Origin of the sequence: Nocardioides imazamoxiresistens (genome assembly GCF_032378595.1) — a bacterium.
GTDB lineage: Bacteria > Actinomycetota > Actinomycetes > Propionibacteriales > Nocardioidaceae > Nocardioides > Nocardioides imazamoxiresistens.
The window spans coordinates 490606-513794 of record NZ_JAVYII010000001.1 but is presented as its reverse complement, the minus strand read 5'-3'; the positions used below and the strand labels follow the sequence as shown (position 1 = coordinate 513794).

Sequence of the window (23189 nt, the reverse complement as noted above, 5' to 3'; positions counted from 1 at the left end):
GCTCGCGATCGTCGAGGCAGGGAGAAGATGAGCTCGACCCCCACCAGTCCCACCACGTCCGGCTCGACCACCCCCGGGGCGACGCCCCGCGCCGACCTCGGCGCCCGGGTCGACGCGCTCGAGGAGGCGGCCGGCATGTCCCGCGGCCGGCTCGACGACCGTCTGGTCGACGAGGTCGAGGCCGTCGCGGCCCGCGCGACCGAGCGGATCCGGCTCTCGGCCTCCCACACGGTGGTCGGGATCGCGGGTGCGACCGGTTCCGGCAAGTCGTCGACGTTCAACGCCCTCACGGGCCTGGACCTGTCGTCGGTCGGCGTGCGGCGCCCCACGACCTCCTGGGCCGCGGCCTGCATCTGGGGCAGCGAGGACGTCACGGAGCTGATGGAGTGGCTCGGCATCGCGCCGCGCCACCAGACGACCCGCGACTCGATGCTCGACACGAGCAGCGAGACCCGCGACATGGACGGGGTCGTGCTCCTGGACCTGCCGGACCACGACTCGACCGAGGTCTCGCACCACCTCGAGGTGGACCGGCTGGTGACGAAGGCCGACCTCCTGGTGTGGGTGCTGGACCCGCAGAAGTACGCGGACGCCGCGCTCCACGACCGTTACTTCAAGCCCTACGTCGCGCAGCAGGACGTCATGCTCGTCGTGCTGAACCAGATCGACTCCGTGCCCGAGGAGCGCCGCGAGGCGATGCTCGCCGACGTGCGCAAGCTGCTCGACGACGACGGGCTGAACCGCGTGCCGATCGTGCCGGTGAGCGCACGCGAGGGCTGGGGCATCGACGTCCTGCGCGCGCAGGTGATCGACCGCGTCGCGGCCAAGAAGGCCGTGGTCGCCCGCATCGACGCCGACATCGTCGAGGCCGCCGAGCGGCTGGCCGAGGCCACGGGCACCGCCCGCGCGCCCGAGCTGCCCGACAGCGTCGCGGAGGAGCTGCGCGAGGCCGTGGTCGTCGCGGCCGGCATCCCGCCGCTCGTCGAGGGCGTGGAAACCGTGGTCGCGGGGCGTACGCGCCGGGCGACCGCGTCGCCGCCGCTGACCTGGTTCGGCCGCGACCCGCTGCGCCGGGTCGAGGTCGACCTGGGCGAGGCGGCCGGGCTGCTGACCGGTGGTCGGCTGCCCGAGGCGGGCACGGTGCAGCGCTCCCGGGTCGAGGTGGCCGCCCGCACCCTGGGCGACCGCGTCTCGGAGGGCCTCGTGCCGGCCTGGGCCGAGGCCGTGCAGGGCGCCGCCACCCGTCGGGTCGACGAGGTCGTGGCTCGCGTGGACCGGGCGCTCGGCGACGTCGACCTCGGAGCGACCCGGGTGCCCGGCTGGGCCCGCGCGGTGCAGGCCCTGCAGTGGGTCCTGCTCGTCGCGTTCGTGGCCGGCATCGGGTGGGGCGTCGCGGCCCTCGTGGGGGCCGGGGTGCCCGAGACCTCCGTCGCCGGGATCCCGCTCGGGTTCGGCGTCGCCGTGCTCGCGCTGGTCGTCTCGCTGGTGCTGACCCTCGTCGGTCGATCCGCCGCGGCGGGCGCGGGCAGCGCCGCGGCCGCGGAGGGCGACGGTGCGCTGCGCGAGGCCAGCGGCACGGCCGTCGACGAGCTCGTGCTGCGCCCGGTGCGCGAGGAGCTCGACGCGTACCGCCAGGTGCGGCAGCGGATCTCCTCGGCGCGCGTGCGCCGCTGACGGCCCGCTTCCGCTCCACAGACAGCTCGGACGACGCCGTCCTCCCCAGCACGGGTCACGACTCTCCCGGCCGCGGGCGCGACGCGGTTGCCTTCTCGCAGGACCCGGCACGGTGCCGGGCGGTGAGGAGGACGCAGTGAGCACGACGCACATCACGGTGCAGGGCTGGGTGGGCAGCGAGGTCAACTACGCGGTGACGCCCGGCGGGCACGCCGTCGCCACGTTCCGGCTCGGCTCGACACCGCAGCGCCAGGCCCGCGACGGGTCGTGGCAGTCGGGGGAGACCAACTGGTTCACCGTCAAGACGTGGCGTCACGTGGCCGACCACGTCCACCACTCGGTGCTGCGGGGCCAGCCCGTGGTCGTGACCGGCCGGCTGCTCGTGGACAGCTGGCAGCGCCCCGACGGCTCGATCGCGACCCGCCAGGTCGTCGAGGCGACGGGCCTGGGGCACGACCTGACCAAGGGCACGGCCCGGTTCCTGCGGGACGCCGGCGCGCCGGCGGTGGTGCGCCGCGAGGCGCCCGCCGACGACGCCCGCGACGGCGCCCGCGACGACGCCCGCGACGACGAGGAGGCCGTCGCCCCGGGGGCGGACGGCGAGCGCGCCGAGCCCGCGGAGCGGGCCGACGCCGGAGGGGCCACCGGGGAGGCGGAGGCTGCCTGAGGTCGCGCCGGCCTCCCGGCCGGGACCCGTCGGCGAGCCCGCCGGGGGTGGGGGGAACCGGGAGGCGGGCGGTGCGGCGGCTCAACTAGGCTCGGGCGCATGGCCGACTTCATCTACACCCTGCGCAACGTCCGCAAGGCCCACGGCGACAAGGTCGTGCTCGACAACGTCTCGCAGTCGTTCCTCAAGGGCGCCAAGATCGGCGTCGTCGGCCCCAACGGCGCCGGCAAGTCGACGCTGCTGAAGATCATGGCGGGCCTCGAGCACCCCAACAACGGCGAGACCTTCCTCGACCCCGAGTCGACCGTCGGGATGCTCCAGCAGGAGCCGCCGCTGACCGAGGGCAAGACCGTCCTGGAGAACGTCCAGGAGGCCGTCGCCGACGTGCTCGACAAGAAGGACCGTCTCGACGCGGTCTACGCCGCGATGGGCGACCCCGACGCCGACTTCGACGCGCTCAACGAGGAGGCGGGCAACCTCCAGACCGAGCTCGAGGACCTCAACGCCTGGGACATCGACTCCCGGCTCGACCAGGCGATGGACGCCCTGCGCTGCCCGCCGCCGGACCTGCCGGTCGACAACCTCTCGGGTGGTGAGCGCCGCCGGGTCGCCCTGTGCAAGCTCCTGCTCCAGGAGCCCGACCTGCTGCTGCTGGACGAGCCCACCAACCACCTCGACGCCGAGTCGGTGCAGTGGCTCGAGGGCCACCTGAAGACCTACAAGGGCGCCGTCCTGGCGATCACCCACGACCGGTACTTCCTCGACAACGTGGCCGAGTGGATCGCCGAGGTCGACCGCGGCCGGATCCACGGCTACGAGGGCAACTACTCGACCTACCTGGAGACCAAGAAGGAGCGTCTCAAGGTCGAGGGGCAGAAGGACGCCAAGCGCGCCAAGATGCTCGAGAAGGAGCTGGAGTGGGTGCGCTCGAACGCCAAGGCGCGCCAGACCAAGAGCCGCTCGCGTCTCGCCCGCTACGAGGAGCTGGCCGCCGAGGCGGACCGCGCCCGCAAGATCGACACCAGCGAGATCAACATCCCGCCGGGCCCGCGCCTCGGTGACGTGGTGCTGGAGGCCAAGGGCCTGTCGAAGGGCTTCGAGGGCCGCACGCTCATCGACGACCTCTCCTTCTCGCTGCCCCGCGCCGGCATCGTCGGCGTGATCGGCCCGAACGGCGTCGGCAAGACGACCCTGTTCCGGATGATCACCGGCTCCGAGCAGCCCGACGGCGGCGCGCTCGACGTCGGCCAGACGGTCAAGATCTCCTACGCCGACCAGAGCCGCGGCGGCCTCGACCCCCAGAAGAACGTCTGGGAGGTCGTCTCCGACGGGCTCGACTTCATCAAGGTCGCGAACTTCGAGATGAACTCGCGGGCCTACGTCGCGTCGTTCGGGTTCAAGGGGCCGGACCAGCAGAAGAAGTCGGGCGTCCTCTCCGGCGGAGAGCGCAACCGGCTGAACCTGGCGCTGACGCTGAAGATGGGCGGCAACCTGCTGCTGCTCGACGAGCCCACCAACGACCTGGACGTCGAGACGCTGTCCTCGCTCGAGGACGCGCTGCTGGACTTCCCCGGCTGCGCCGTCGTGACGTCCCACGACCGGTGGTTCCTCGACCGCGTCGCGACCCACATCCTCGCGTGGGAGGGCGACGACGAGAACCCGGCCAAGTGGTTCTGGTTCGAGGGCAACTTCGCCTCCTACGAGGCGAACAAGATCGAGCGCCTCGGTGTCGAGGCCGCGCGACCGCACCGCGTCACGCACCGCCGCCTCACCCGCGACTGAGGCCGTCGGTCCCTGCACGACCGGCGACGCCCCGTCCCCCGCTCCGGCGGGTGGCGGGGCGTCGCCGTTCCCGTCGGAAGCGGAGCTCAGCGGATGTCGAGCTCCGGGCGGGCGCCGATGAGGGCGTCGGCCACGGCGTCCATCACACGGCCCACGGCCGCGAAGTCGGCCGGGTCGACCCGGTCCACGAGGTGGCTGCGCACGCCCCCGACGTGCACGTGCGCCGCGCGGCGCAGCAGGGCGTACCCCTCGGGGGTCATCGAGCACACCACGCCGCGCCCGTCCTCCGCGCTGGTCGCCCGACGCACCAGGCCGGCCTTCTCCATCCGCGCGACGGTGTGCGTGACCCGGCTGCGGCTGTGGCGCAGCGAGTCGGCGAGCAACGCCATCCGCAGGGCGTGGCCCTCGCGCTCGGAGAGCCGGACGAGGATCTCGTACTCCGTCAGGGAGAGGGAGAACGTGGTGCGCAGCTCCTCGTCGAGCTGGTCCATCAACAGGGTGGTGCCGATGAGGAGGGCACGCCAGGAGTGCTGCTCCTCGCTGCTCAGCCAACGGGTGGGCTCGACGTCCTGCTCTGCGCTCACGTCGCGGAGTCTACGAGCGTCGGCGCCGGTGGTGGGCCGGTCCTCGTCGACCACGCCACACCCGGTCCACTGCGGCGACGGGTTCTGGCACCATCGGCCCGTGCGCCATCTCTACGTGTGCCCGCTGCGCTGGGCGGACCTCGACCTGATCGGACACGTCAACAACGTGACGTACGTCGACTACCTGCAGGAGGCGCGGGTCGACATGCTGCGCACCCACGCCCCGGACAAGCGCGCGGACGACCTCGCCGAGGGGGTGGTCGTGGCGCGCAACGCGGTGACCTACGTGGCGCCGCTGACCCTGCGCGACTCGGTCGCCGTCGAGTGCTGGGTCACCGAGATCCGCGCCGCGTCGTTCACCATGGCCTACGAGGTCTTCGACACCGACGACGACGGCAACCGGATCACCTTCCTGCGCGCCCGCTCGCTGCTGACGCCGTTCGTGTTCTCCGAGGAGCGCCCGCGGCGCATCAGCGACGAGGAGCGCGCCAGCCTGTCGCGGTTCCTGGAGCCCGAGGAGCCGTTCGCCCGCCTCGCGCCAACGGTGCCCGACCCCGACCGCGACGCGCACTGGCCGGTCGCGGTGCGGTTCTCCGACGTCGACGTGTTCGGCCACGTCAACAACGTGAAGTACTTCGAGTACTTCCAGGAGGCGCGGATCGCCACCCTCGGCCGGCTCTTCGGCCAGCTGCCGCCGGACGACGCCGCGCTGGCCGTGGTGGTCGCGCAGATGGACGTGGAGTACAAGCGACCCGTCCTGTTCCGCCCCGAGCCCTACGACGCGTGGTCGTGGATCTCGCGGGTCGGCCGGACGTCCTACGACGTCTCCGCGGGCGTCTTCGACGGCGACGAGCTGCTGGCCCGCTCGCGGTGCACGATGGTCGCCTTCGACCCGGCGACCCAGCGGGCCGCGCAACCCTCCCCGGCGTACCGGGAGCTGCTGGTCGAGCACCTGCGCGGCTGACGGGCCCACGGGCCCGCCGGTCCGGCGTCAGTCCTCGAGCGTGTTCACCATGAACTGCGCGGCGTGGGTGACGTACGCCCAGAACTGCGCGTCCTGCTCCGGCGTCAGGTCGGCGGCGTCGAGGCCCGCGCGGAAGTGCACGAGCCAGCGCTCCGCCGAGGCCGGCGTGACGCGGAACGGCGCGTGCCGCATCCGCAGCCGCGGGTGGCCGCGGTTGGTCGAGTAGGTCGTCGGGCCGCCCCAGTACTGCATGAGGAAGAGCCGGAAGCGCTCCTCGGCCGGTCCGAGGTCCTCCTCGGGGTACATGGGTCGCAGCAGCGGGTCCTCGGCCACGCCCTCGTAGAACCGGTGCACGATCGTCGTGATCGTGGCCTCGCCGCCGATCTCGTCGTAGAAGCTCGTCATCGTGGTCCCATCCTGCCCGGTCACGCGAGCGGGGTCCCGCTCAGGCCCGCGGCGTCGAGGCGCACCTTGATGCGCTCGCGCAGGACGCGGGCGACGCGCCACTGCTCCATCGGGGCGGTCTTGACGGTCATCCGCACGGTCAGCAGGTCGTGGGTGAGCTCCTGGACGCCCCACACCTCCGGCTCCTCGATGAGCACGCCGCGGAAGTCGTCGTCGTCCCACAGGTCGTGGCCGGCCTGGCGCAGCACGTCGATCATCCGGTGCACGTCGGTGGCGTAGGGCAGGGCCACGTCGATGACCGCCCGCGCCCAGTTCTGCGACTTGTTCCCGACCCGGAGGATCTCGCCGTTGCGGACGTACCAGACCGTGCCGTCGGTGTCGCGCAGCCGGGTGATCCGCAGGCCGACCGCCTCGACGGTGCCCGAGACGGTGCCGACGTCGACGACGTCGCCGACCCCGAGCTGGTCCTCGAAGATCATGAAGATGCCGCTGAGGAAGTCGCGCACGAGGTTCTGCGCGCCGAAGCCGAGCGCGACGCCCACGACACCGGCGCTGGCGATCAGCGGAGCGACGTTGAAGCCCAGCTCGGCCAGCGCCATGATGATGACGATCGTGCCGATCACCGCGCTGACGATGCTCTTGAGCAGCGACCCGGTGGTGCGCGTGCGCTGGGCCCGTCGGGAGGTCGCGACGGCGCTGCCCTCGCTGGCGCCCTGGGTGCGGTCGCCCTTGCTGAGCCGGCCGAGGCCCGACGGCAGGACACCGGTCGCGGCGCGGGAGACCATCCGGTCGATCGCCCTGTGGGCCAGCCACCGGGCGAGCCAGGCGAACAGCACGATGCCCGCCAGTCCGATGACGGCGGAGATCACGGTGCTGGCGAGGTCGGCCACGACCTCGTTGCCGGTGACGTCGAAGGCGACCCGGCACGCCAGGGTCTGCTCAGGCTCGCACTCGGTCGCCTCGCTCAGCAGGGGCAGCGTCGTCGAGAACATGACGACCAGTATCGGGCCGGGGCCGACCGCGCGCCCAACCAGCGATATCGTGTCCCTCGTGACTGCGCAGCGTGAGACCCACCCCGCCCGACGCACCCCCCGCGCCACCGTCGCGGTCCGTGGTGCGGCGCTCCTCGGTGCCCCGCTGCTGGCGGTGCTGGCCACCGCGGTGCCCGCGTCCGCCGACGTCCCGCTGGGCTGGGACCCGGCGCAGGAGGCGGTGCCCGGCTCGCACGTGCTGTGGATCGTGCTGGGCATCATCGGCGGCATCCTGCTCATCGCCGCCGCCGTCTACCTCCCGGCCGTCGCGCGCGGCGAGAGCATCCGCCCGGGCTCGGCCCGGCCGGACTACGAGTGGCTGGGCGGCCCGCGCCGGGCCCACCAGGAGCTCGCGGCGCCCGACAACGAGGAGTCGCAGGCGGGTGGCGCAAGTGGCCGGTGGTGACCGCTTCACCACGCAGGACAAGCGCCTGATCGACGGGACCATCCGGTCGGCCGAGCAGCTGTCCCGCTTCGAGTTCTCGGTCTACGTCGGTCCGACCCACGGTGACCCGCGGGCGTACGCGACCCAGCTGCACAACTCGCTGACCGTGCCCGCCAAGAGCGTGCTGATCATGGTCGACCCGGAGCAGAAGGTGCTCGAGATCGTCACGGGTGGTCGGGTGCGCGCGAAGGTCGACGACGGCCAGGTGCTCGCCGCGGTCGGCTCGATGATCGAGTCCTTCCGCGCGGACGACCTGGTCGGCGGCATCAACCACGGCGTCGCGCGGATCGCCGAGCTGGGCGCGAACGCGAAGCCAGCGCTCCCGGTCCAGGCCGAGAACCAGGCCGAGAATAAGGCCGAGCACCCGACCGACTGACCGCTCCGCACGCGCCCCACGAACGACGAGGCCGCGGCCCCCGGGTGACCGGGGACCGCGGCCTGCGTGCGTCGCGGCTCGGCGGGGCTCAGCGGGCGTCGCGCTCCTGCGCCGCCAGCGCCCGCGCCATGTCGGAGCGGCCCTCGGCCACGTAGCGCTTCGCCGCCGGGTTGGCCGGCGACGACGACAGCCACGCGTCGACCCGCGCCAGCGACTCCGCCGAGGTCAGCGGCAGCGGGAACATGCCGACGAGCACGGTCGAGGCGCGCTGGACGCCCTTGTCCTCCCACAGCGTGTCGGCCGCGGCCAGGTAGCGCTCCAGGTAGGGCGCCAGCACGTCGGCCTGGTCGGCGCGGCCGAAGGAGTACGCGATCTGGCGCTGCGTCTCGTTGGCCACGTCGTCGCGCTCCACGGCGTCGTGCCACGCCGACGCCTTGGCCTCGGCGGTGGGCCGCACGGTGCGGGCCGCGGCGGCCCGCTCCTGGCCCGAGATGGTGCTGTCGCGCTCGAGCTCCGCGGCGATCCGGTCCTCCTCGGCACGGCCGGCGGCCGCCAGCGAGGTGAGCAGCGCCCAGCGCAGGTCGGTGTCGACGTCGAGCCCGTCCAGGGTCGTGGAGCCGTCGAGCAGCGCGGCGACCAGGTCGAGCGCGGCGTCGGTGTGCGCGGCGCCGGCGTACGCCCGCGCGAACGCCAACTGGGCGTCGGAGCCCGGGTCCGCGTTCTCCAGCAGCGTCCGCAGCCCGGCCTCCCAGCGCTCCTTGACCGCGGCCCGCCGCGCGGGTGCGGTGTAGTAGGCGACGGTGGTGCCGGCGTACATCGGCAGACGGCCGACCGCGGTCATGTCGGTCTCGGTGGCGAGACCCGTCAGCACCAGGTCGACGAAGTCGCCGGCCGCCATCTCGGCGTCGCGGGTCATGTCCCACGTCGCGCCCCACAGCAGCGCGCGCACCAGGGTGTCCTCGACGGTGTCCATGTGGGCCACGGCGGTCGCGAGCGAGACGTCGTCGAGGCGGATCTTGGCGTAGGTCAGGTCGCCGTCGTTGAGCAGCACGAGGTCGGGGCGGCGCACGCCGACGAGCTCGGGCACCTCGGTGCGCTCGCCGCGCACGTCGACCTCGACGTAGCCGCCCTCGGCCCGGCGCTGCAGCCGGCCGTCGACGAGGTCGTAGAGCCCGATGCCGAGGCGGTGGCGGCGCAGGGTCGGGTAGTCCTGCGCGGCGCTCTGGCCGACGGCGAAGGCCGTGATCGTGCCCGAGGCGTCGGCCTCGACCAGCGGCGTCAGCGTGTTGACGCCGGAGGTCTGCAGCCACTCGGCGGCCCACGACGTCAGCTCGCGGCCGGACTCCTCCTCCAGCGACGCCAGGAGGTCGGCGAAGGTGGAGTTCGAGAACGCGTGGGCCTTGAAGTACGCCCGCAGCCCGGCGAGGAACTCGTCGATGCCGACCCACGCCACCAGCTGCTTGAGCGTCGAGGCGCCCTTGGCGTAGGTGATGCCGTCGAAGTTGACCTCGACGGCCTCGAGGTCGTGGTTGTCGGCGGCGATCGGGTGCGTGGAGGGCAGCTGGTCCTGGCGGTACGCCCAGTTCTTGCGCGCGTTGGTGAAGCCCGTCCAGGCCTCGGTGTACTTCGTTGCCTCGACGAGCGCCCAGTGCGAGGCCCACTCGGCGAACGACTCGTTGAGCCAGAGGTCGTCCCACCACTTCATGGTCACGAGGTCGCCGAACCACATGTGCGCCATCTCGTGGAGCACCGTGTTGGCGCGCTGCTCGTAGAACGCGTGGGTCTGGCGCGAGCGCGGGAGGTACTCGTCGCGGAAGGTCACGCAGCCCGCGTTCTCCATCGCGCCCATGTTGTACTCCGGCACGAACAGCTGGTCGTACTTGCCGAACGGGTAGGGGAAGTCGAACTTCTCCTCGAAGAACGCGAAGCCCTGCTTGGTCAGCTCGAACAGCTCGTCGGCGTCGAGGTGCTCGCGCACCGACGCCCGGCAGAACAGACCGAGGGGGATGTCGCCGTGGGCGCCCGTGTAGGTGTCGTGCTTGGAGACGTACTCGCCCGCGACCAGCGCGGTGATGTAGGTCGACATCCGGTCGGTGGTGGGGAACGTCCAGGTCGCGGCGCCCTCGCCGGCCGGGGTCGGCTCGGGGGTCACGGCGTTGGAGACGACGGCCCAGCCCTCGGGGGCGGTGACGGTGAAGTCGAAGACGGTCTTCAGGTCGGGCTGCTCGAAGGTGGCGTAGACGCGGCGGGCGTCCGGCACCTCGAACTGGGTGTAGAGGTAGACCTTGCCGTCGGCCGGGTCGACGAAGCGGTGCAGCCCCTCGCCGGTGTGGCTGTAGGGCAGCAGCGCGCGCACCGTCAGCTCGTTCTCGGCCGCCAGGCCGCTCAGCGCGATGCGGCTGTCGTGGTAGACCTCCGCGGCGTCGAGCTCGGCGCCGTTCAGGGTGATCTGCACGTCGGTGCCGCCCACCAGGTCGGCGAACGTCGTGGACCCCGGGGTGGCGCAGGTGAAGCGGAGCACGGTGGTGCTCGCGAAGACCTTGTCGCCCACGGTGAGGTCCAGCGTCACCTCGGCGGAGTCGAGGGACAGGAGGGCGGCGCGGGTGGCCGCCTCGTCACGGGTCAGGTTCGTTCCAGGCATGACGTGATCCTTCCACCCCGGGCACGCGAGGGGTACGCCCCCGCCGACCGGAATGCGGGGGAGCGGCGTCGCGTTCGAGCGGGTATGACCACCGATGCGTCCGCTGCCGTGCCCGCCGCCGACTCCACCCGCGCCGACTTCTGGTTCGACCCGCTGTGCCCCTTCGCGTGGATCACCTCGCGCTGGGTGCTCGAGGTCGAGAAGGTCCGCGACGTGCAGGTGTCGTGGAACGTGATGAGCCTGGCGTACCTCAACGCCGACAAGGACATCCCCGACGACTACCGCGAGATGCTGCGCACCGCGTGGGGCCCGGTGCGCGTCTGCATCGCCGCCGAGCAGCAGCACGGCAAGGAGGTCCTCGCCGACCTCTACACCGCGCTGGGCACCCGCCGGCACGTGCAGGAGAAGGAGTTCACCCGCGAGGTGATCGAGGAGGCGCTGGCCGAGGTCGGTCTGCCGCGGGAGCTCGCCGACGCCGCCGACGTCGAGGACTACGACGAGGCGCTCAAGAAGTCGCACCACGCGGGCATGGACCAGGTCGGCATGGAGGTCGGCACGCCGGTCATCTCGATCGACGGCACGGCCTTCTTCGGCCCGGTGCTGACGAAGATCCCGCGGGGCGAGGAGGCGGGCCGGCTGTGGGACGCGTCCGTGGCGCTCGCGGACTACCCGTACTTCTTCGAGCTCAAGCGCACCCGGACGGGTGACCTGGACTTCTCCTGAGCGCTCCGTCCCGCTCCCCGCAGCCGTCCCAGGGAGCGGGACGGTCGCAGGAGACCCCGCCGCACCCCCTGACACCGGGCCCCGCCCTGACCTAACGTCGGGGCATGGATGGTTCTCGGGAGACCATGCCGGCGGTCGCGCCCTCCGCGGTCGGCCGCCGCGCCGTGCTCGCGACGGGCGGCGCCGCCGCCCTCGCCCTGACCGGCCTGGCCGGGATGCGCACCGGTGCGTACGCCGCGCCCGCCGCCCGCGTGGCCCTCGCCGCGCCGGGTGGTCGGGGAGTGGTGCGTGACGCCAGCGTCACCGTGCCGACCGGGCGCACCACGCTGCTGCGGACGGACCCCTTCTCCATGGCCGCGCTGATCGTGCCGGGCGGCACCCTGCCCTCGGTACGCCTGCGCGCGCGCACCGCGGAGGGCTGGGGGCCGTGGTCCGTGCTGGGCGCCGTCGGTGATGGCCCCGACCTCGACTCCGCCGAGGGTGCCTCCGCGCGGTCGGCGACCGCGGGGCGCACGGCCAGCGACCTGTCCTGGACCGGGCTGTCCGACCAGGTCGAGGTCGAGGTCGGCGCGTCGGGGGCCCGCGAGGCGCAGCTGGTGCTGCTGGACCCCGGCTTCCTCAGCGCCGACCGCAGCGCCCTGACGGCCGCTCCGGACAGCACGACGCGCAACGTCGTGAACCCGCCGCACTGGTACACGCGGCGCTGGTGGGGCGCCGACGAGTCGTGGCGCGACCCCGAGGGGCCGACGTACAACTCCGAGCTGCTGCAGGCCCACGTGCACCACACGGTGAACACGAACTACTACGCCAAGGGCGACGTGCCGGGCATCCTGCGCGGGATCTACCGCTACCACACGCACTCCCTGGGCTGGTCCGACGTGGGCTACAACTGGTTCGTCGACCGCTTCGGCCGGATCTTCAACGGCCGCGCGGGGTCGGCGGCCGGGAAGGTCCGCGGGGCCCACACGCTCGGGTTCAACCACAACTCGACGGGCATCGCCGCCGTCGGCAACTTCCAGAACGTGATCCCGCCGACCGTGCTGCTCAACGGCATCGCGTCGATCGCGGCGTGGAAGCTGTCCCACGGCGTCGGCCGCGCGACCGGCACGGTGACCGTGACCTCGTGGGGCAGCGACCGCTACCGCGACGGTTGGCGCGGCAACCTGCCGGTCGTCGACGGCCACCGCGACACCAACCAGACCGCCTGCCCGGGCGGGCACCTGTACGCGCGGCTGGGCTACATCCGGCAGAAGGCGCAGGCGATCCTCAGCGCCTGACGCGGCCCGCGAGACCGCGCGCGGGGGCGCACCCGACGACTCCTAGGATCGGCCCATGACCCACGTGCTGTCCGCCGTCGCCTGGCCGTACGCCAACGGCCCCCGCCACATCGGCCACGTCGCCGGCTTCGGCGTGCCGTCCGACGTCTTCAGCCGCTACATGCGGATGGCGGGGCACGACGTGCTGATGGTGTCGGGCTCCGACGAGCACGGGACGCCGATCCTGATCGCGGCGGACGAGGCCGGCGTGAGCGCGCAGGAGCTCGCGGACCGCAACCACCGGCTGATCGTCGAGGACCTCGTCGGGCTGGGCGTCTCCTACGACCTCTACACGCGCACGACGACGCGCAACCACTACGCGGTGGTGCAGGAGATGTTCCGCGGCGTCCACGCGAACGGCTACTTCGTCGAGCAGACCACGTTCGGCGCGATCTCGCCGTCGACCGGGCGCACGCTGCCGGACCGCTACATCGAGGGCACGTGCCCGATCTGCAAGACGCCCGGCGCGCGCGGCGACCAGTGCGACGCCTGCGGCAACCAGCTCGACCCGGTCGACCTCATCGACCCCGTGTCGCGGATCAACGGCGAGACGCCGGAGTTCATCGAGACGCAGCACTTCTTCCTCGACCTGCCGGCGCTGGCCGACGCGCTCGCGGAGTGGCTCGACGAGCGCGAGGCGACCGGCCTGTGGCGGCCCAACGTCATCCGGTTCTCGAAGAACATCCTCAAGGAGATCCGGCCGCGCGCGATGACGCGCGACATCGACTGGGGCATCCCGGTGCCGCTGGACGGCTGGCGTGAGAACCCCACGAAGAAGCTCTACGTCTGGTTCGACGCCGTGATCGGGTACCTCTCGGCCTCGATCGAGTGGGCCCGGCGCTCCGGCGACCCGGACGCGTGGCGGCAGTGGTGGAACCCGGCGCAGGACGCCGACGCGCTGGCGTACTACTTCATGGGCAAGGACAACATCACCTTCCACTCGCAGATCTGGCCGGCCGAGCTGCTGGCCTACGCGGGCAAGGGGTCGCTGGGCGGCCAGCCGGGGGAGTACGGCGAGCTGCGCCTGCCCACCGAGGTCGTCTCCAGCGAGTTCCTCACGATGGAGGGCCGCAAGTTCTCCTCGTCGAAGAAGGTCGTCATCTACGTGCGCGACCTGCTCGAGCGCTACCAGCCCGACGCGTTCCGCTACTTCGTCGCCTCCGCGGGCCCGGAGACGCAGGACAGCGACTTCTCGTGGGCGGAGTTCGTGCGCCGCACCAACGACGAGCTGGTCGCCGGCTGGGGCAACCTGGTCAACCGCACCGCGACGCTGGTGGCGAAGAACTTCGGCGTGATCCCGCCCGCCGGGCCCTTCGAGGAGGCCGATGTCGCCCTGCTCGAGCAGGTCGAGGCGGCGTTCGGCACGGTCGGCGACCTGATCTCCCGGCACCGCCAGAAGGCCGCGATCGGCGAGGCGATGCGGGTGGTCGGCGAGGTGAACAAGTACGTCACCGACACCGCGCCGTGGACGCTCAAGGGCGACGAGCAGCGCGAGCGCCTCGGCACGGTGCTGCACGTGCTGGTGCAGTGCGTGGCCGACCTCAACACGGTGCTCGCGCCGTTCCTGCCGTTCTCCGCGAACGCGGTCGACCGCGTGCTCGGCGGCGCCGGCGACGTCGCCCCGCTGCCGCAGCTGCAGGAGGCCACCGACCTCGACGACCCGTCGCGGGCCTACCCGGTCATCACGGGCGAGTACGCGGGCGCGCGGGCCTGGCGCCGGACCCCCGTCGTCGTCGGCACGCCCGTCGAGAAGCCGACCCCGGTCTTCACCAAGCTCGACCCCGCCCTGGTCGACGAGGAGCTCGCCCGCCTGGGCGGCTGAGCGCTAGCGGGCCTCCGAGCGGGGGACCTCCAGCTCGACGACGTCGACGGCCAGCAGCGCGGCCTGCTGGTCGTCGGAGGGACCCGACCCGCGGAACGCGGCGAGCTCGGCGCGCGAGGCCCACCGCTCGAGCACGTTGACGCGGCCGGGATCGACGAGGTCGGCCCCGAGCGCGAAGTCGCGGCAGCCGGGGGCGGCCCGCGCCAGCCGGACCACCTCCGCGCAGCCGGCGAGGTAGCGGTCGCGCTCCGCGGGCGCGACCGCGAGGTGGCCGGTCACGACGATCTCGGACGGGGCGTGCTCCGGTGTCTCCATGGACGGATCGACCCGGCCGCGGCGGCCGACTCATCGGGAGCGGCCGCGGCGCTGTCAGAGGACCTGGACGGCGACCACGCCGGCGTACGCGACGGCGAGCCCGACCCCCTCGAAGCCCACGCGGCCCGGGCCGGTGCGCTGGCGCACCAGCAGCCCACCGAGCAGCACGGCCGTCATGAACAGCGAGGCCACCGTGACGAACAGCTGGCCGTCGCTGGCGGCGTGGTAGATCGAGCCGCCGCCGTAGAACGCGTCGCCGACCGCCAGGTTGAGCGCGTCCAGGCTGTTGCCGCCGAGGATCGCGGCGACCGCGAGCGTCGTGGCGCCGCGGCGCACGGCGGCGATCGTGGTGACCGTCTCGGGGATCGCGTTGACCACGCCCATCAGCACGATGCCGACGAAGCCGGCGCCGAGCCCCGTGACGTCGACGATCACGCCGGCGGCCTCGGCGATCGCCCAGCCGGCCACGACCACGACGGCGCCGACCGCGACGAACTGCGCCCACAGCTGCGCGGTGGTCTGCGGCGCGTCGTCGGCCTCCGGCTGGTCGATGATCGTCTCGGGCGTGTCGACCGGCGTCCACATCGGGGTCCGGGCCCGTCGCCGGATCAGGTGCAGGCCGCCGAGGTAGACCACGACCATCACCCCCGAGATCGGGTGGAGGCCCAGGAGCGTCGCCTCCGGCGCGAACGTGGCCAGCAGTGCCAGTGAGAGCAGCGCGATCAGCAGGCACCCGAACATCAGGTTCTCCACCGACGCCGCCGCGTGCTCGAGGTTGGAGCGCCGGTACGCCAGGTCGGCCACCGCGATGGCCACCGTCTGCGCAGCGATCCCGCCGACCGCGTTGCTGTACGCCAGGTCCGCGCGCCCGTCCGCCGCCGTCGCCGCGGTCATGACGATGCCGGACATCGACGTCATCACCCCGAAGAAGACCGCACCGAACAGCGCCTCGCCCCAGCCCGTCCGGTCGGCGAGCACGTCGCCCAGCGTCGCGAGCCGGATGCTGCCCAGCACCGTGACCGCGGCGCCCACCACGAAGACCACGGCGGCGGCGAGGCCGGGGCTGCCGGTCGCGTCAAAGAGTGCGTCCACGGCGGACAGTCAACGGGTGGCCGTCAAACAGGGCCCGTGCGCGCGGTGCGGAGTACGCGCGGGGCTGGGTCCGCGACCCCGAGGGCGGGCGCGGGGGTGGGTACGCGCGGGGGCTGGGCGCGCCGGTGGGCCCGGCGACGTGGTGTCGGCGGGCCTGCCGGGTGGTGCGGGGTGGTGTCGGGTGGTGCCGTGCGCGTCTGGGGGCTAGTCGAGCGGGATGGTGCCGGTTGGCGTGACGAGGTAGCGGCGGCCTCGTGGGCTGGTCCAGATGAAGCCGTCTGGTGGTTCGTCGGGGCGTGTGGGTCGGTAGCGCCAGCGGCGCTCGCAGTGCTGCTCGTGACTTGGTCCGTCGGGCTGATCGGATCCGAGCGGTGAGGGGTGGGTCTTGGCGCGGTGGTGGAGCCGGCAGAGCGGGACGAGGTTGTCGCTGGCTGTCGGGCCGCCGGCGTCCCATTCGACGCGGTGGTCGAGGTCGGAGGCCCGCGCTGGCCGGTTGCAGTACGGGAACCGACACGTCGGGTGCCGCAGCTGGACCTGCTCGACGAGCCGCTCGGGGATCCGGTAGCTCGGGGTCGTGATGTGCTCGTTGAGGTCGATCACCGGTTTCACGACGATGCCGGTGTCGGTGCTGCGGCACCAGTCGCGGACCTGCTCGGCGGTCACGGTCCGCAGCCCGATGCCGGGCGCGGTGACGGTGGCCAGGTCGATCCCGGTGCCGCCGGTGAGCGGGTCGATCCCGATCGACGTCGATGCCAACGCGGCCTGGGACAGGTGGACGTGCAGCACCACCTGACGCGCTGCCACCGTCGATGCCTCCGCTTCACCGGTGAGGTCGAGTGCGGTCTGCTTGCGGGCCAGCTCACCGACCGCGATGGAGCGGCGCACGTCGAGCGACTCACCCGACCCGAGTGCGGCCAGCTCGGCGGCACCACGGGCGACGGCCTCCTCGAGATCACGGGCGTCGGCCAGGTCCAGCTCACCCATGACAGGGACGGTGCCGCCGACCTGACCGTGCACCCCCAGCGCCTCGCGGGCGCGGAAGTCGACGGAGAAGAACCGGCCCGCGTCCGCATCCGCCCGATCCGCCTCGGTGGTCTCGGGGTCGAACCGCGCGGATGCCTCCGCGACGAGCCGGTCGATGCCGGCACCGGAGATGGAGTGCGCCACATGAGCGAGGTTGCGGTCTACAAACCCAGCCCCCTCGAACGTCAACGTCCGCGTCGCCCGCGCGATCCGACGAGCCCGCCACACCTGCACCCCACCCGCAGCGACCCGCCCGGCCAGCTGCGGGAGCCGGTGGCGGACCTCGACCGCATCACCCACCAGCGCACGACCCGCCTCCTGCGACAGACCCATCGCAGTCACCAGCTCCAGAACAGCGAACTCCGACACCAACGGCGCGCCGGGTCCGCCGTACGCCAGCCACCGGTCCCCACCCGGCACCGCCGCGAGGGACTCCTCGTCGTCGACCCACATGCCCAACGGGCCGATCGGGTCACCCACCACCGCGTTGCTGGGCGAGCCGCCGCGCAGCACGTCGAGGTGGGCATCGGCGTAGTCGGCAGCCGCGAAGAACGCGCCCGCCTCGGCAGCGCGTTGGGCCCGCATCGCCTCGGACGCAGCGTCCAGCAGCGCAGCCCGCGAAGGGCTGTTCGTGCGCTGCTGGGTCCCCCGATCCATACCCCTGATTCTATCCGAACGTGCGTTCGAGGACCAGGGTCGCGGACCGATCTGTGGAGAACGTTTCCGCAGGTCAACACACCTGCACGCCCTCCCGCGCGTACCCCCACCCGCACCGCCGGCAGAACCCGCAACTCGACACCCCGAACCGCGGCACAACCCGCAACTCGACACCCCACCCCGCGGCACAACCCGTAACTCGACGCCCCGAACCGCGGCGAACCCCGCAGCTCGACGCCCCGAACCCCGGCACACCCCGCAGCTCGACGCCCCGACCCGCGGCACAACCCGCAGCTCGACGCGCCGCCCCCGGCGCCGCAACACCCCGCCGCGCCCTACGCTGGCGCCATGCTGCACCCCCAGGCGCGGGCCGCGCTCGACGCGGCCGCGGGCGAGCTCCCGGTCTTCGACCCCTCCTACGACATCGCCGACGCCCGGGAGGCCGCGCGCCTCGCCGCCGCCGCGCAGCCGCGGGAGGAGGTGGCCGAGGTGCGCGACGTCGACGCGGACGGGGTCCCGTGCCGCCTCTACCGGCCGGCCGGTGCGCGACCCGGGCTCGTGGTGCACCTGCACGGCGGCGGGTTCGTGTTCAACGACGTCGAGGTGCACGACGCCGCGGTCCGGGCGTTCGCGAACCTCGCGGGCGTCGCCGTCCTGAGCGTGGACTACCGCCGCCCGCCGGAGCACCGCTTCCCGGCGGCCCCCGACGACGTGGACACCGTCGTGGCCTGGCTGGGGGAGGGCGGCGGCGCGGCTGCGCTGGACGTCGCCGGTCCCCTCTACGCCCACGGCGACAGCGCCGGGGCCAACCTCGCGCTGGTCGCCGCGCTGCGCCGTCCGGGGCGCTTCGCGGCCGTCGCGCTGATCTACCCGTTCCTGGACCCGACCGGGTCGTCGGCGTCGTACCGCACCGAGACCCACGGCTTCGACCCGCGGGAGGCGGCCTGGTACTGGGAGCAGTACGCCGCCACCCCCGCCGACCTGGCGCACCCCGACCTCGCGCCCCTGCGCTCCGAGCACCTCGGCACCCTGCCCCCGACGCTCGTGGTGACCGCCGAGCACGACCCGCTGCGCGACGAGGGCGAGGAGCTGTACGCCCGCCTCGCCGAGGCCGGTGTCGACGTGGTCGGCACCCGGGTGCTCGGCCAGCTGCACGGCTTCTGGCGGCACGCCGCGGTCTACGACGCCGCCGCCCCGACCATGGGCCAGGTCGCGGCGTTCCTCCGGCTGCACGCCTGAGAGACTGCCGCCCATGCGCGTACACCTCGGTTCCGACCACGCCGGCCTCGAGCTCAAGGACCACCTGACCGCCTGGCTCACCGACCAGGGCCACGAGGTCGTCGACCACGGCCCGTTCGTCTTCGACGCCCTCGACGACTACCCGGTCTTCTGCCTGCGCGCGGCCGAGGGCGTCGCCGCCGAGCAGGCCGAGGGCCTCGACAGCCTCGGCGTCGTCATCGGCGGCTCGGGCAACGGCGAGCAGATCGCGGCCAACAAGGTGATCGGTGTGCGCTGCGCGCTCGTGTGGTCGGAGGAGACCGCCGTGCTCGCGCGGGAGCACAACGACGCCAACGTGATCTCCGTCGGCGGTCGGCTGCACAGCCTCGAGGACATGACCCGCTTCGTCGAGGTCTTCCTGCGCACCCCGTTCACGGGCGAGGAGCGCCACGTGCGCCGCATCGGCCAGCTGGGCGACTACGAGACGACCCGCGACCTCCCGCCGCTGCCGGCGTCGGCCCTGCCCGGCTACGACGCCGGGGCGGGCAGCGCCGACGACGCCTCCTGACCCGTGCCCGAGGGGCACACCCTGCACCGGCTCGCCGGTGAGCTGACCGCGGCGTTCGCGGGACGCCGGCTGGCCCTCGCCAGCCCGCAGGGCCGCTTCGAGGCCGAGGCCGCCGCGCTCGACGGCGCGGTGCTCGAGGAGGCGCACGCCCACGGCAAGCACCTCTTCCTCGAGCTCGGGGCCGGGCGGGTCGTCCACGTCCACCTCGGCCTCTACGGCCGCTTCGACGTGCACGCCGAGGTGGCGCAGGTGCCCGAGCCCGTGGGACAGGTACGCCTTCGCCTCGCGGCTGCCGGCGACGGCCGGCCCACGGCGTACGCCGACCTCCGCGGCGCGACCGCCTGCACCCTGCTGACCGCCCAGCAGCGCGACGCCGTCGTCGCGCGCCTCGGCCCGGACCCGCTGCGGCCCGGCACGGACCCGGCGCCGGCCTGGGAGCGGGTGCGCCGCAGCCGCGCCCCGGTGGCCGCCCTGCTGATGGACCAGTCCGTGCTCGCCGGGGTCGGCAACGTCTACCGGGCGGAGGTGCTCTTCCGGCACCGTCTCGACCCCTACCGCACGGGCGCCAGCCTGACGGCCCGGCGGCTCGACGCCGTCTGGGACGACCTGGTCGCGCTGATGACCGAGGGCGTGCGGACGGGACGGATCGACACCGTGCGGCCCGAGCACACCCCGGAGGCGATGGGCCGCGCGCCGCGGGTGGACGACCACGGCGGCGAGGTCTACGTCTACCGGCGCGACGGCCGGCCGTGCCTGGTGTGCGGCACGCGGGTGCGCAAGGCCGAGCTGGTCCAGCGCACCCTCTTCTGGTGCCCGCGATGCCAGCGTCCGCACACCACCCGGCGCGTACAGTGAGAGGACTGTCCGCACCGGGCTCGAGGAGGCGTCGTGGAGGTGGTCGAGGCGAAGCGCCGTCGCTCCGCCGCCGGGGTCGCCCCACGGAGGCGCGCCGTGCGTGACCTGCGACGCTCGCTGACCACGAACCGGGCGCTGGTGACGCTGGTCGCCATGACCACTGTGCTCGGCCTGCTCGTCGCGTGGCGCCCCGAGCGCTTCCCGCTGAACACGCTGACCATCCCGATGGTCGTGTCGACGCTCTTCCTGCGACCCCGCCAGCTCGCCGGCTACATCACGTTCGCGCTGGCGGTGCTGGCCCTCGCGACGACCCAGCAGGAGACCTTCACCCCGCGGCTGTGGGCGTCGGTCGCCACCTACACCTTCATCGGCCTCTTCGTGCTGGGCATCTCGCTGCGACGCGTGCAGCTCGGCGTGGGTGGGGCCGAGGGCGAGGCCATGCTGGTGGACCTGCGCGACCGCCTGCAGGCCCAGGGCGAGGCGCCGCCGCTGCCGGACGGCTGGGAGCTGGACGCCACGGTCCGCGCCGCGGGCGGCACGCCCTTCAGCGGCGACTTCTTCTGCTACTCCAGCTGCACGGAGGCGGGTCGCCTCGACGCCGTGCTGGTCGACGTCTCCGGCAAGGGGGTCAGCGCGGGCACGCGCTCCCTGCAGCTCTCGGGCGCGCTCAGCGGGCTCCTCGGCGCGGTGCCGCCGGCGCAGATCCTGCCCGCGGTCAACGACTTCCTGATCCGCCAGAGCTGGCAGGAGGGGTTCGCGACCGCCGTGCACCTCTCGCTGGACCTGCGCACGGGGCAGTACGACGTGTACGTCGCCGGCCACCCGCCGCCGCTCGCACTGACCGCCGACGGCCGCGCCCGACGGCTCGGCGCGGGCGGGCCGCTGCTCGGCCTGATCGGCGGCGCGGCGTACCCGGCCGACGGCGGCGAGCTGCGCCCCGGCGAGGCGCTGGTCCTCTACACCGACGGGCTCGTCGAGGTCGCGGGGCTGGACATCGACGAGGGCATCGACCGCCTCGCCGACGTGGCCGCCCACCAGCTCGAGCGGCGCGTCGCGCGCCGGGGGCCCGACGTCGCGGTCGAGCCGGCGCTGCGGGGGGTCGCGGACGCGCTGATCGCGGCGACCGGCACCCCCGGCGACGACCGCGCGGTCCTGGTGCTGCGCCGCGCCTGACGCGCGGTGGCCCGCGAGGAGCGGGTACGCCGTCGGCGCGGGCGAGTTGGGGGGCCTGCGGGCCCGTGTGGCACGATGACACCCGCGTGTCGGCCGTCGGTCTGCCCCGGCGGCACGGGCGTGCGCGCGGATGTAGCTCAATGGTAGAGCCTCAGTCTTCCAAACTGATTACGCGGGTTCGATTCCCGTCATCCGCTCCAAGTGTGGTCGAGGAGCGACGTCGACGCAGGTCAGAGCCTGTGCGCGGCTGATCTCGGAGGCCCTCTTGGCGGGGCGTAGCGTAGTGGCTAGCGCGCCTGCTTTGGGAGCAGGAGACCGCAGGTTCGAGTCCTGTCGCCCCGACGGAAGCGAACAGCTGCACCACCCGTGCCCGTCGGCCGACGAGCACGACCGATGACGAGGAGAACCACCTGTGAAGAGCGCCGTCGAGACCTTGAGCCCGACCCGGGTCAAGCTCACCGTGGAGGTGCCCTTCGAGGAGCTCAAGCCGAGCCTCGACAAGGCGTACAAGACGATCGCCCAGCAGATCAACATCCCGGGCTTCCGCCGCGGCAAGGTGCCGGCGTCGATCATCGACCGCCAGGTCGGCCGCGAGGCGGTCGTCGCCCAGGCGCTCGACGAGATCGTCACCAACGCCTACCGCGAGGCCCTCGAGGAGAACGAGCTGACGCCGCTGGCGCAGCCGGAGGCCCTCGAGGTCGCCGAGCGCTCGGGCGACGACCCGGTCGAGTTCACCGCCGAGGTCGACGTGAAGCCGGAGATCGAGCTGCCCGACTACGAGGGCCTCGAGGCGAAGGTCGACGACCTGGCCGTGACCGACGAGGACGTCGAGGAGCAGGTGCAGAACCTGCGCCAGCGCTTCGGCACGCTCGCCGACGTCGAGCGCGCGGCCGCCGACGGCGACTTCGTGACGATCGACCTGGTCGCCACGAAGGACGGCGAGGTCGTCCCGGGCGCCGAGGTCAGCGGGATGTCCTACCAGGTGGGTCGCGGCGGCATGCTCGACGGGCTCGACGAGGCCCTCGTGGGCCTCTCGGCCGGCGAGAGCAAGGACTTCACGTCGCAGCTCGTGGGCGGGGACCTGGTCGGCGAGGGCGTCGAGGTCAAGGTCACGGTCACGGCCGTGCAGGAGCAGGAGCTCCCCGAGGTCGACGACGAGTTCGCGCAGATGGCCTCCGAGTTCGACACCGTCGAGGAGCTCACCGCGGACGTGCGCGAGCGCCTGACGCGGGGCAAGCGCCTCGAGCAGGCCGCGGCGGCGCGCGACGCCGTCCTCGAGGCCCTGCTCGACAAGGTCTCCGTGCCGCTGCCGGAGACGATGGTCACCGACGAGCTCAACGCCCGTCGCCAGAGCGTCGAGCAGCAGCTCGCGATGGCCGGCATCACGATGGAGAAGTACCTCGAGGACGAGGAGCAGACCATCGAGGAGTTCGAGGCCGACCTCGAGCGCCGGGTCCGCGACGCGGTCGCCGCGCAGTTCCTCCTCGACGAGATCGCCAAGCGCGAGGAGCTCGGGGTCGACCAGAACGACCTGTCGCAGCACATCGTGCGTCGCGCCCAGCAGTCCGGCCAGGACCCGCAGGAGTTCGCGAACCACATGTTCGAGCACAACCACATCCCGGAGCTCGTCCAGGAGATCGTGCGCGGCAAGGCGCTCGCCACCCTGGTCGAGACCGCGAAGGTGACCGACGAGTCGGGCGAGCACGTCGAGCTGAAGAACCTGCTGCCCGACGGCACGATCGGCGAGCCGCAGGCGGAGGAGGCCGAGGCCGAGGCCGAGGCTGACGTCGAGACCGACGCCGACGAGACCGCCGAGACCTCGGACGAGGCCGGCACCGAGAAGTGACCTGAGACCCGG

General features: G+C 73.1%; 21 protein-coding genes and 2 tRNA genes. 16 read left to right on the top strand and 7 right to left on the bottom strand.

The genetic code is table 11. The features are described 5' to 3' along the window. The first annotated feature begins 27 nt into the window (after nt 1-27). From RDV89_RS02415 to ettA, 3 genes are all read left to right on the top strand, one after another. Nucleotides 28-1674 (top strand): GTPase family protein, encoded by a 1647-nt coding sequence (locus tag RDV89_RS02415; RefSeq protein ID WP_315730975.1) that lies wholly within the window; start codon nt 28-30, stop codon nt 1672-1674. Nucleotides 1675-1810: 136 nt separating this feature from the next. Next, the gene (locus RDV89_RS02410) at nt 1811-2341 is read left to right on the top strand and encodes a single-stranded DNA-binding protein (protein WP_315730974.1); all 531 of its coding nucleotides are present in this window, start codon (nt 1811-1813) and stop codon (nt 2339-2341) included. Nucleotides 2342-2440: 99 nt separating this feature from the next. Further along, nucleotides 2441-4123 carry an energy-dependent translational throttle protein EttA gene (gene ettA, locus RDV89_RS02405; protein WP_315730973.1) on the top strand — a complete coding sequence of 561 codons (1683 nt, stop codon included), beginning with the start codon at nt 2441-2443 and terminating at the stop codon, nt 4121-4123. Between the two features lie 86 nt (nt 4124-4209). On the opposite strand, the gene RDV89_RS02400 is transcribed toward ettA, so the two are convergent. Further along, on the bottom strand, nt 4210-4707 hold the full coding sequence (locus tag RDV89_RS02400; protein ID WP_315730971.1) for a MarR family winged helix-turn-helix transcriptional regulator: 498 nt from the start codon (nt 4705-4707) through the stop codon (nt 4210-4212). Between the two features lie 100 nt (nt 4708-4807). On the opposite strand from RDV89_RS02400, the gene RDV89_RS02395 reads away from it, so the two are divergent. Continuing rightward, nucleotides 4808-5671 carry an acyl-CoA thioesterase gene (locus RDV89_RS02395; protein ID WP_315730970.1) on the top strand — a complete coding sequence of 288 codons (864 nt, stop codon included), beginning with the start codon at nt 4808-4810 and terminating at the stop codon, nt 5669-5671. A 27-nt stretch (nt 5672-5698) separates the two neighbouring features. Here RDV89_RS02395 and RDV89_RS02390 read toward each other — a convergent pair whose 3' ends face one another. Together RDV89_RS02390 and RDV89_RS02385 are read right to left on the bottom strand one after the other, a co-directional pair. Further along, nucleotides 5699-6076 (bottom strand): globin, encoded by a 378-nt coding sequence (locus tag RDV89_RS02390; RefSeq protein WP_315730969.1) that lies wholly within the window; start codon nt 6074-6076, stop codon nt 5699-5701. A gap of 20 nt (nt 6077-6096) precedes the next feature. Further along, the gene (locus tag RDV89_RS02385; RefSeq protein WP_315730968.1) at nt 6097-7068 is read right to left on the bottom strand and encodes a mechanosensitive ion channel family protein; all 972 of its coding nucleotides are present in this window, start codon (nt 7066-7068) and stop codon (nt 6097-6099) included. A 58-nt stretch (nt 7069-7126) separates the two neighbouring features. Here RDV89_RS02385 and RDV89_RS02380 point away from each other — a divergent pair, with 58 nt between their 5' ends. Beyond that, entirely contained in the window at nt 7127-7513 is a 387-nt protein-coding gene (locus tag RDV89_RS02380; RefSeq protein WP_315730966.1) for a hypothetical protein, read from the top strand. After that, the gene (locus RDV89_RS02375) at nt 7491-7928 is read left to right on the top strand and encodes a DUF5130 family protein (RefSeq protein ID WP_315730965.1); all 438 of its coding nucleotides are present in this window, start codon (nt 7491-7493) and stop codon (nt 7926-7928) included. Before RDV89_RS02380 ends, RDV89_RS02375 begins: the two co-directional genes overlap by 23 nt. Before the next feature lie 88 nt (nt 7929-8016). Here RDV89_RS02375 and pepN read toward each other — a convergent pair whose 3' ends face one another. Continuing rightward, nucleotides 8017-10569: an aminopeptidase N gene (pepN, locus tag RDV89_RS02370; protein ID WP_315730964.1), complete on the bottom strand. Its 2553-nt coding sequence runs from the start codon at nt 10567-10569 to the stop codon at nt 8017-8019. A gap of 84 nt (nt 10570-10653) precedes the next feature. Here pepN and RDV89_RS02365 point away from each other — a divergent pair, with 84 nt between their 5' ends. The 3 genes from RDV89_RS02365 to metG all read left to right on the top strand — a co-directional run bounded on the left by RDV89_RS02365 (nt 10654) and on the right by metG (nt 14430). Beyond that, nucleotides 10654-11292 (top strand): mycothiol-dependent nitroreductase Rv2466c family protein, encoded by a 639-nt coding sequence (locus tag RDV89_RS02365; protein ID WP_315730962.1) that lies wholly within the window; start codon nt 10654-10656, stop codon nt 11290-11292. A gap of 104 nt (nt 11293-11396) precedes the next feature. Next, nucleotides 11397-12569 carry an N-acetylmuramoyl-L-alanine amidase gene (locus RDV89_RS02360; RefSeq protein ID WP_315730961.1) on the top strand — a complete coding sequence of 391 codons (1173 nt, stop codon included), beginning with the start codon at nt 11397-11399 and terminating at the stop codon, nt 12567-12569. Between the two features lie 55 nt (nt 12570-12624). After that, the gene (gene metG / locus RDV89_RS02355) at nt 12625-14430 is read left to right on the top strand and encodes a methionine--tRNA ligase (RefSeq protein WP_315730960.1); all 1806 of its coding nucleotides are present in this window, start codon (nt 12625-12627) and stop codon (nt 14428-14430) included. A gap of 3 nt (nt 14431-14433) precedes the next feature. Here metG and RDV89_RS02350 read toward each other — a convergent pair whose 3' ends face one another. From RDV89_RS02350 to RDV89_RS02340, 3 genes are all read right to left on the bottom strand, one after another. Then, entirely contained in the window at nt 14434-14745 is a 312-nt protein-coding gene (locus tag RDV89_RS02350) for a putative quinol monooxygenase (RefSeq protein ID WP_315730959.1), read from the bottom strand. Between the two features lie 54 nt (nt 14746-14799). Further along, complete coding sequence (locus tag RDV89_RS02345) at nt 14800-15837, bottom strand: sodium:calcium antiporter (RefSeq protein WP_315730958.1); 1038 nt, start codon at nt 15835-15837, stop codon at nt 14800-14802. Between the two features lie 204 nt (nt 15838-16041). Further along, entirely contained in the window at nt 16042-17517 is a 1476-nt protein-coding gene (locus tag RDV89_RS02340; RefSeq protein WP_315730957.1) for an HNH endonuclease signature motif containing protein, read from the bottom strand. A 348-nt stretch (nt 17518-17865) separates the two neighbouring features. On the opposite strand from RDV89_RS02340, the gene RDV89_RS02335 reads away from it, so the two are divergent. The 7 genes from RDV89_RS02335 (at nt 17866) to tig (ending at nt 23177) form a co-directional block, all read left to right on the top strand. Continuing rightward, a complete protein-coding gene (locus RDV89_RS02335) occupies nt 17866-18756 on the top strand; it encodes an alpha/beta hydrolase (RefSeq protein WP_315730956.1) in 891 nt (296 codons plus the stop codon). Between the two features lie 13 nt (nt 18757-18769). Then, nucleotides 18770-19303 (top strand): ribose-5-phosphate isomerase, encoded by a 534-nt coding sequence (locus RDV89_RS02330; RefSeq protein WP_315730955.1) that lies wholly within the window; start codon nt 18770-18772, stop codon nt 19301-19303. Between the two features lie 3 nt (nt 19304-19306). Beyond that, complete coding sequence (locus RDV89_RS02325) at nt 19307-20158, top strand: Fpg/Nei family DNA glycosylase (protein ID WP_315730953.1); 852 nt, start codon at nt 19307-19309, stop codon at nt 20156-20158. A 96-nt stretch (nt 20159-20254) separates the two neighbouring features. Continuing rightward, on the top strand, nt 20255-21331 hold the full coding sequence (locus RDV89_RS02320) for a PP2C family protein-serine/threonine phosphatase (protein WP_315730951.1): 1077 nt from the start codon (nt 20255-20257) through the stop codon (nt 21329-21331). Nucleotides 21332-21457: 126 nt separating this feature from the next. Next, nucleotides 21458-21531: transfer RNA gene (locus RDV89_RS02315), tRNA-Gly, on the top strand. A gap of 69 nt (nt 21532-21600) precedes the next feature. Further along, a tRNA-Pro gene (locus RDV89_RS02310) sits at nt 21601-21673 on the top strand. 70 nt (nt 21674-21743) lie between these two features. Continuing rightward, complete coding sequence (gene tig, locus RDV89_RS02305) at nt 21744-23177, top strand: trigger factor (protein ID WP_315730950.1); 1434 nt, start codon at nt 21744-21746, stop codon at nt 23175-23177. Nucleotides 23178-23189 lie beyond the last annotated feature (12 nt).